A 6619-nucleotide genomic window follows, 5' to 3' on the forward strand; every position below is an offset into this window, starting at 1 on the left:
TCAGGCGGCCGCGGTCCGGCGCACCGGCCCGCAGCTGTCGCCGAGGATCAAGGCGGGCTGGAAGACGACGTTGCGCGGAGCGGCCTCGGGACCCCGCTCGATCCGGTCGACGAGCAGCCGCAGCGCCTCGTTGGTCATGTCCGCGATCGGATGCTCGGTTCGCGTCAGGCGCGGGCGCAGGCCGCCGATGCCCGGAATGGTATCGGTGGAGGCGATCGACACGTCGTTCGGGCACGACAGTCCGAGGTCGGCGAGCGCCCGCATGACGCCGAGCGCCATGACGCCGTTGGCGACGTAGATCGCGGTGGGACGATGGGCGCTCGTCAGGAGTTCGCGGGCCACGGAATAGGCCACGTCCTCTCGAAACGCGCCGTTGCGGATGTGCGAGGGCTCCGGCTCGAGGCCGCGCGCCGCCATTCCCTCCAGGAGGCCGTCGAGGCGTCCCCGTCCCGTCGTCAGGTGAAGCGGCCCGGTGATCGTCGCGATGCGGCGATGACCGAGGTCCAGGAGGTAGTTCGCGACCTGCCGGGCGGCCGAGACATTGTCGATCGTGACGGTGTCGCAGCGATCGTCCGCGACGCGCCGTCCGAACAGGACGGTCGGGATCCGCCCGCCCTCGCCCTCGCGGCCGTCGAGGCGCAGGCTGGCATCGATCGGAACCAGCATCAGCCCGTCGCACGACAGGGCGCGCACCCGGGCGAGGATCCGCCGCTCGTTCTCGGGTTTCTCGTCGCTGTTGAAGAGCACCAGCGAGTAGCCCCAGTCGGCCACCGCCGCTTCGGCGGCGCAGACGATGCGGGCGAAGAACGGATTGGTGAGGTCCGATACGGCCAGCGCGATCAGCTGGCTGCGACCGCGCTTCAGGTTGCGCGCGGCGGACGAGGGCGCATAGTCGAGATCGCGCACCGCGGCCAGCACCCGGGCCCGCAGCGACGGGCTGACATAGGCGGTGTCGTTGACCACCGCCGACACCGTGGCGGTGGAAACCCCCGCCGCCTTCGCGACATCCCGTATGGTGGCCAAACCCGCCCCGCAGCTAACCGTTTCAGCGATGCGCCGGAGCGCTTCTGCATTCCCATACCGTGACGCGGCGGCGATTGAACGTCAACGCCACTTGCAATCCTGCCGGCGTTCGGCACAGACTGGCAAAACGGTTCGCTCTTGTTCGCCGGGAGGGTGACGGGAGCTCAAAGCAACCGTGGGAGGGAACCGATGAACGCTTCAACGATCGCCCTGGCCTTAGCCGGCCTTGCCGCGACGCTCGCCCCCGCCGGCGCGCAGGACAAGCCGCTTCTGGGGATCGTCTCGATCTCCGCCACCGAAGCCAACAACGTCCGCTACATCGCCGGCGCGACGGCCGCCGCCGAAAAGGCGGGCTGGACCGTATCGGTGATCGACGCCGCTGGCAGCGCCGACCAGGCCAATTCGGCGATCCAGAATTTCGCCGGTCGGGGCGCCGGGGCGATCATCGACATGGTCTTCCCCTATTCCTCGATCGGCGCGGGCCTTGCCGCGGCCAAGGACGCCGGCATTCCCGTCGTGACATGGGGCGGAGGCCTCGGCTCCTCGGTCGCGGCAACCAACGGATCGGGCGCGCCGATCGCGCAGCCGGTGATCGAGAAGATGATCGCCGATCTCGGCGGCCAGGGGAGCCTTCTCGCCCTGACCTATCGCACCGGCGAGGTCTGCCGGAACCGCGAGGTCCTTCTCGACGAGATGCTGAAGGCGAGCCCCGGCATCACCGTCACCAAGAACGAGGTGCGCATCCCCGGCTACTTCGAGGACGGCGCGCAGTACGCCAACGCCTGGCTCGCCTCCCACCCGGCCGGCGACGGCAACCTCGCGATCTGGGGCTGCTGGGACGATCCGGCGATCGGCGCGATCGGCGCACTGCGCCAGCAGGGCCGCGACGACGTGAAGGTCTATGGCGTCAACGGCAACGCCCAGGCGATCGAGAACGTCCAGAACGGCCACATGACCGCGACCGCCTGGGAGGACAGCTACACCGAGGGCCAGCGCATGGTGGAGATGCTGGACGAGATCCGGAAGGCCGGTGCCGACTGGACGCCGCGGGCCGCCGAGGTGCCCGCCATCCTGGTGACGCAGGACACCGTCGCCGACTTCGTGAAGCAGCATCCCGAGGCGCTCGGCAAGTGATGCTGCAGGCCGCGCCGAGCCCGGCCGAGAGCATGGCCGTTCCCGACGCCGCGCTCCTTCTCGTGGCCGAGGACATCGCCAAGTCCTATGGCGGCGTCCAGGCGCTCAAGGGTGTTTCGCTCGCCGTGCGGCCGGGCGAAGTGCATGGGCTCGTGGGGGCGAACGGGGCGGGCAAGTCGACCCTGATCCGCATCCTGGCGGGGCTGACGCAGCCCGACCGGGGACGGATCGCGGTCGACGGCGAGCTTGTGGCGATCTCCGCGCCCCAGCGCGCGGCCGATCTCGGCATGACGTTCATCCATCAGGAACTCGCCTTCGTGCCCGGCATGACGGTTCTCCAGAACATCATGCTGGGACTGCCCAAACGCCGGCGCTTCGGCATGGTGGACTGGCGCGCGATCGCCCGCGAGGTCGAGCCGGTGGCCCGGCGCGTCGGCCTCGCTGCCCCGCTCTTCTCGGGCGTCAAGGGCCTGTCGGTCGCCGAGAAGTGGCTGATCAACATCTGCCGCGCCCTGGTGCGTAAGGCCCGGCTCATCGTCATGGACGAGCCGACCGCCTCGCTCTCGGCGACCGAGGCAGAGACGCTGCTGCGCATCGTCGAGGACCTGTCGCGCTCGGGCGTCGCGGTGCTCTACGTCTCGCACCGCCTCGACGAGATCCTGCGCCTCTGCCAACGCGTCACCGCGTTTCGCGACGGGCGGTCGGTGGCGACGCTGCAGGGTGCCGACCTCACGCGGTCAAGCCTCGTGGAAGCGATCGTCGGCGGCGCCGTCGAGCATCTCGAGAAACCGGTGGGCAACGCTCAGAGCGACGAGGTCGTCCTCGCGGTATCGGGACTGACGCGGAGCCCACGCGTGCGCGACGTCAGCCTCGCGCTTCATCGCGGCGAGGTGCTGGGCATCGGCGGCCTCGTCGGCGCCGGGCGAACCGAACTCGTGCGCCTCGTCTACGGCGCCGACCGCCCGGACGCCGGCACGATGCGCCTCGAGGGCCGCCCGTTCGCGCCTCGCCGCCCGACGGACGCCGTGAAGGCCGGGTTCGGCCTCGTGCCGGAGGAACGGCGCAGCGAGGGCCTGGTGCTGACGAAGAGCGTCGCCTTCAACCTCCACCTCTCCAGCCTGTCGCGGATCGTCTCGGGCAACCTCCTGCCGCTCGTCAGCGCCGGCCGGCAGCGTACGCTGTCCAACGAGATGATCCGCGACCTCGCGATCCGGACGCCGGACAGGCACGTCCCCGTCGGCCGCCTCAGCGGCGGCAACCAGCAGAAGGTCGTGATCGGTCGCTGGCTGCTGCGCAGGCCCAAGATCCTGATCCTCGACGAGCCGACGCGCGGCGTCGACATCGGCGCCCGTGGCGAGATCCATCGCCTGATCCGCGACCTCGCGCGCCAGGGCATGGCAGTGCTCGTCGTCTCGTCCGAGCCGGACGAACTGCCGGACCTCTGCGACCGGGTGCTGGTCATGGCGGAAGGCCGGATCGTGCGCGAACTGACGGGATCCGCCCTCACCCGCAACGCCATCATCGAGGCGAGCTACGCCGAAGGGCGCAACGCCGGAGACCCGAGACCATGACCAACGCCAGCGTCTCCCCCCGCCGCCTGTCCCCGAAGGCGAAGACCGCGCTCGGCATCTTCGCGCGCTACGCGACCATCATCGGCCTCCTCGCCATGATCGCCGCCTTCGCGGTCCTCTCCCCGCGCGCCTTTCCGACCCTCAACAACTTCACCAACGTCCTCAACCAGGCCTCGCTCACCATGATCATCGCCGCCGGGCTGACGCTCGCGGTGGTGGTCGGGGAACTCGACCTGTCCGTCGGCTTCGCGGCGAGCCTGCACGGCATCCTCGTCACCGGCCTCATCGTCTCCAACGGGCTGCCGATCCCGCTCGCAATCCTCATCGTCCTTTGCGCGGGCGCCCTGATCGGCCTCGTCAACGGGCTGATCGTCACCAAGATCAAGGTCAACTCGGTGATCGCGACGCTCGGCGTCGGCACGATCCTGACCGGCCTCGCCTTCGCCTATTCCGCCGGCGTGCCCATCGTCTCGGGTGTCCCGGAAGCCTTTCTCCAGCTGTCGCTGGGCCGCTGGCTCTTCGGCATTCCCAACAACATCGTCATCATGGCGCTCGTGGTCGGCGGGTTGTGGGTGCTGGTGGAGCGATCGGCGCTCGGCCAGGAGATCCAGGCGGTGGGCGGCAATCCGGCCGCGGCGCGGCTGGCCGGCATCGACGTCGACCGCATCAAGATCCTCGGCTTCGTGATCTCGGGCGTCTGCGCCGCGCTGACCGGGATCCTCCTCGCCTCGCGCCTCGGCAGCGGCACGGCGAGCGCGGCCGACAGCTATCTCCTCACCGCGTTCGCCGCCGTGTTCCTCGGCTCGGCCACGCTGCGGGACGGCGAATTCCACATCCTCGGCACCCTGATCGGCGCGCTGATCATCGCCTTCGGCTTCAACGGCCTCAACATCTTCGGGGCGCCCACCTTCTCGCAATACGTGCTGCAGGGCGCCATTCTCATCCTGGCCGTCGGGCTTTCCAGCCTCGGCCGCTCGATCGCGGAAAGCTGACCCCCATGCCCGAAACCGATCAGCCGAACTGGGACGTCCACGTCATCGAGTTCGCCCGCTCGAAAGACCAGCTCGTGGCCGGCCTCGTGCACGGTGCCTATGACGAGGGCACGGTGGACGTGCCCTTCTCCTTCGTGCTCGCCCGCAGCGGATCCCATGTGGTGCTGGTCGATACCGGCTTCATGAAGGAGGGTTCGGGCGAGGCCATGAGCACGAAGTTCGGCGTGCCGTTCTGGATCTCGCCGCTGCGCATGCTGGCGGCGCTCGGCGTCGCGCCCGGGGACGTCACCGACATCGTCCTCAGCCACGCCCATTTCGACCACATGGGCTCGATCCACGAGTTTCCGACAGCGCGGCTCCACATCCAGAAGTCCGAGCTCCTGTCCTGGATCGAGGCGCTCGCCCTGCCGCGCCAGTTCGGCTACCTCACCGAGATCATCAACCCCGACGACCTGCGCCACGCTTTCGACGCCTCGCTCGAGCATCGCCTGAATCTCGTGGAAGGCGACGTCGACGACCTCCTGCCCGGCCTGCACCTCCGGCTCGGCGCCGGCCACACGGTCGGCCAGCAGTTCGCGATCGTCGAGACGGCGCGCGGGCGGCTGGTGATCTCGGGCGACTGCGTCTACTCCCAGCGCAACATCTGCGGCCACAACCACGACGGCGTCTATGTTCCGCTCGCCAATGCGACGGGCAGCGTCTGGGACCAGCTCAAGACCTTCGACCGCATCAACCGCGAGATCGCCGGCGACCTCGGCCGCCTCGTGATCCTGCACGACATGCAGCGCTGGCCGAACCTGCCGGTGGTCGAGGAGATCGAGGGCTTTCGCATCGTGAAGGCGTCCTGAAGGCCAGCGGCCCCCGGCCCCGTCGCGCAGGAACCCCGGTCGGTCGTTCCGAAGAGTGACCGCTTCAGCAAAGCCAGGCGCCGCTCCTGCCGGCGCACGGCGCCACGACACCGCCCAGCACTCTTGCAAGCTCCAGACCAAGGCCGCGCGCGAACGTGGGAGGCGCGTCGGCTTGCGATACGCGGATCGGCGGTTCCGGAACGCCGGACTGGACGCCGGCGCGGCTTGTCCCCCACGATCCAGCCGGCGATCCCGCTGCGAACGCGACGCCGGACGCCGCGTGGGGAAACCCGGACGGGGTCGCCGAACCTTCTCGCAGAAAGGTGCCATGTCCGATCCGGCCGCTCCCCGACCGTCCTCCCACCCGGCACATCAGGCCGCGCTGGGGCTCCTGCGCGTCGTCCAGGCATTGCATCGGAGCGGATACCAGCGCGTCCGCTTCTCCTCGGGGATGGCCCCGAGCGGCGTGCACTGGCGCTGTGCGATCACCCATGCCGGCAACATGAGCGACGACGGGCTCCGGATCATCGATCACGCATCGAGCGGGGACGTCGCATCCTATTCGACGGGCTCCCTCGACCGATACTTCGGTTGGTCGGACGCACCCGGCCGCACGGCCGAGGAACTGGCTGCCTTGTTCGAGGAGCGGTTTCCCCGGATCGTGCAGCAGGGGAGCGGTCGCGACGAGGCCTATGCGGGTTGGCTGAGGGAGGCGATCGGCCGCGCCAAACGGGGTGGGCCGTCCAGCTTGCCCGTGTTCTTCGCGGACTACCCTTTGCACCACGATCCGGCCTCGTTGCCTCCGCCCGTGCGAACGCGCCCTCGCTGGCGGACGATATGGGACACGCTACGCGGCAAGGCGAAGGGTTAAGGACCCTCGCGCCATCGCGAGCGATCGCCCGGTGCCCGCCCGTCGTGTCCGCCGTGGGCCCATGCAGCCGTCCGACGTGAAGCGACGGCGCCAGCGGGCGACCATCAGCACGGTTTCGCCATGCTGGTGGTCCGCCCCTCGCCTCGGTCCGCGGTTTTGCCGCGGCGTGTCGCCGGGGCC

The 6619-nt window shown here is 69.6% G+C and carries 6 protein-coding genes; 5 read left to right on the forward strand and 1 reads right to left on the reverse strand.

Features of this window, described 5'->3' with window-relative positions:
- Complete coding sequence (locus AUL34_RS20480; protein ID WP_061938218.1) at positions 1-1023, reverse strand: LacI family DNA-binding transcriptional regulator; 1023 nt, start codon at positions 1021-1023, stop codon at positions 1-3.
- Between the two features lie 189 nt (positions 1024-1212).
- On the opposite strand from AUL34_RS20480, the gene AUL34_RS20485 reads away from it, so the two are divergent.
- From AUL34_RS20485 to AUL34_RS20505, 5 genes are all read left to right on the forward strand, one after another.
- Positions 1213-2157 (forward strand): substrate-binding domain-containing protein, encoded by a 945-nt coding sequence (locus tag AUL34_RS20485; RefSeq protein WP_061938221.1) that lies wholly within the window; start codon positions 1213-1215, stop codon positions 2155-2157.
- Entirely contained in the window at positions 2157-3728 is a 1572-nt protein-coding gene (locus AUL34_RS20490) for a sugar ABC transporter ATP-binding protein (protein ID WP_061938223.1), read from the forward strand. Before AUL34_RS20485 ends, AUL34_RS20490 begins: the two co-directional genes overlap by 1 nt.
- A complete protein-coding gene (locus AUL34_RS20495) occupies positions 3725-4720 on the forward strand; it encodes an ABC transporter permease (protein WP_061938226.1) in 996 nt (331 codons plus the stop codon). Before AUL34_RS20490 ends, AUL34_RS20495 begins: the two co-directional genes overlap by 4 nt.
- Before the next feature lie 5 nt (positions 4721-4725).
- Positions 4726-5568 carry an N-acyl homoserine lactonase family protein gene (locus AUL34_RS20500; RefSeq protein WP_061938230.1) on the forward strand — a complete coding sequence of 281 codons (843 nt, stop codon included), beginning with the start codon at positions 4726-4728 and terminating at the stop codon, positions 5566-5568.
- 328 nt (positions 5569-5896) lie between these two features.
- On the forward strand, positions 5897-6439 hold the full coding sequence (locus AUL34_RS20505) for a hypothetical protein (protein WP_156421034.1): 543 nt from the start codon (positions 5897-5899) through the stop codon (positions 6437-6439).
- The last annotated feature ends 180 nt before the right edge of the window (positions 6440-6619 follow it).

Origin of the sequence: Aureimonas sp. AU22 (genome assembly GCF_001463745.1) — a bacterium.
In the GTDB taxonomy this organism is placed as follows: domain Bacteria; phylum Pseudomonadota; class Alphaproteobacteria; order Rhizobiales; family Rhizobiaceae; genus Aureimonas.

What these genes read in the sequence shown, in the direction of transcription:
- AUL34_RS20500 (WP_061938230.1), top strand. Translation starts at nt 4,726, where the DNA reads ATGCCCGAAACCGATCAGCCGAACTGGGACGTCCACGTCATCGAGTTC.
- AUL34_RS20485 (WP_061938221.1), top strand. Translation starts at nt 1,213, where the DNA reads ATGAACGCTTCAACGATCGCCCTGGCCTTAGCCGGCCTTGCCGCGACG.
- AUL34_RS20490 (WP_061938223.1), top strand. Translation starts at nt 2,157, where the DNA reads ATGCTGCAGGCCGCGCCGAGCCCGGCCGAGAGCATGGCCGTTCCCGAC.
- AUL34_RS20505 (WP_156421034.1), top strand. Translation starts at nt 5,897, where the DNA reads ATGTCCGATCCGGCCGCTCCCCGACCGTCCTCCCACCCGGCACATCAG.
- AUL34_RS20495 (WP_061938226.1), top strand. Translation starts at nt 3,725, where the DNA reads ATGACCAACGCCAGCGTCTCCCCCCGCCGCCTGTCCCCGAAGGCGAAG.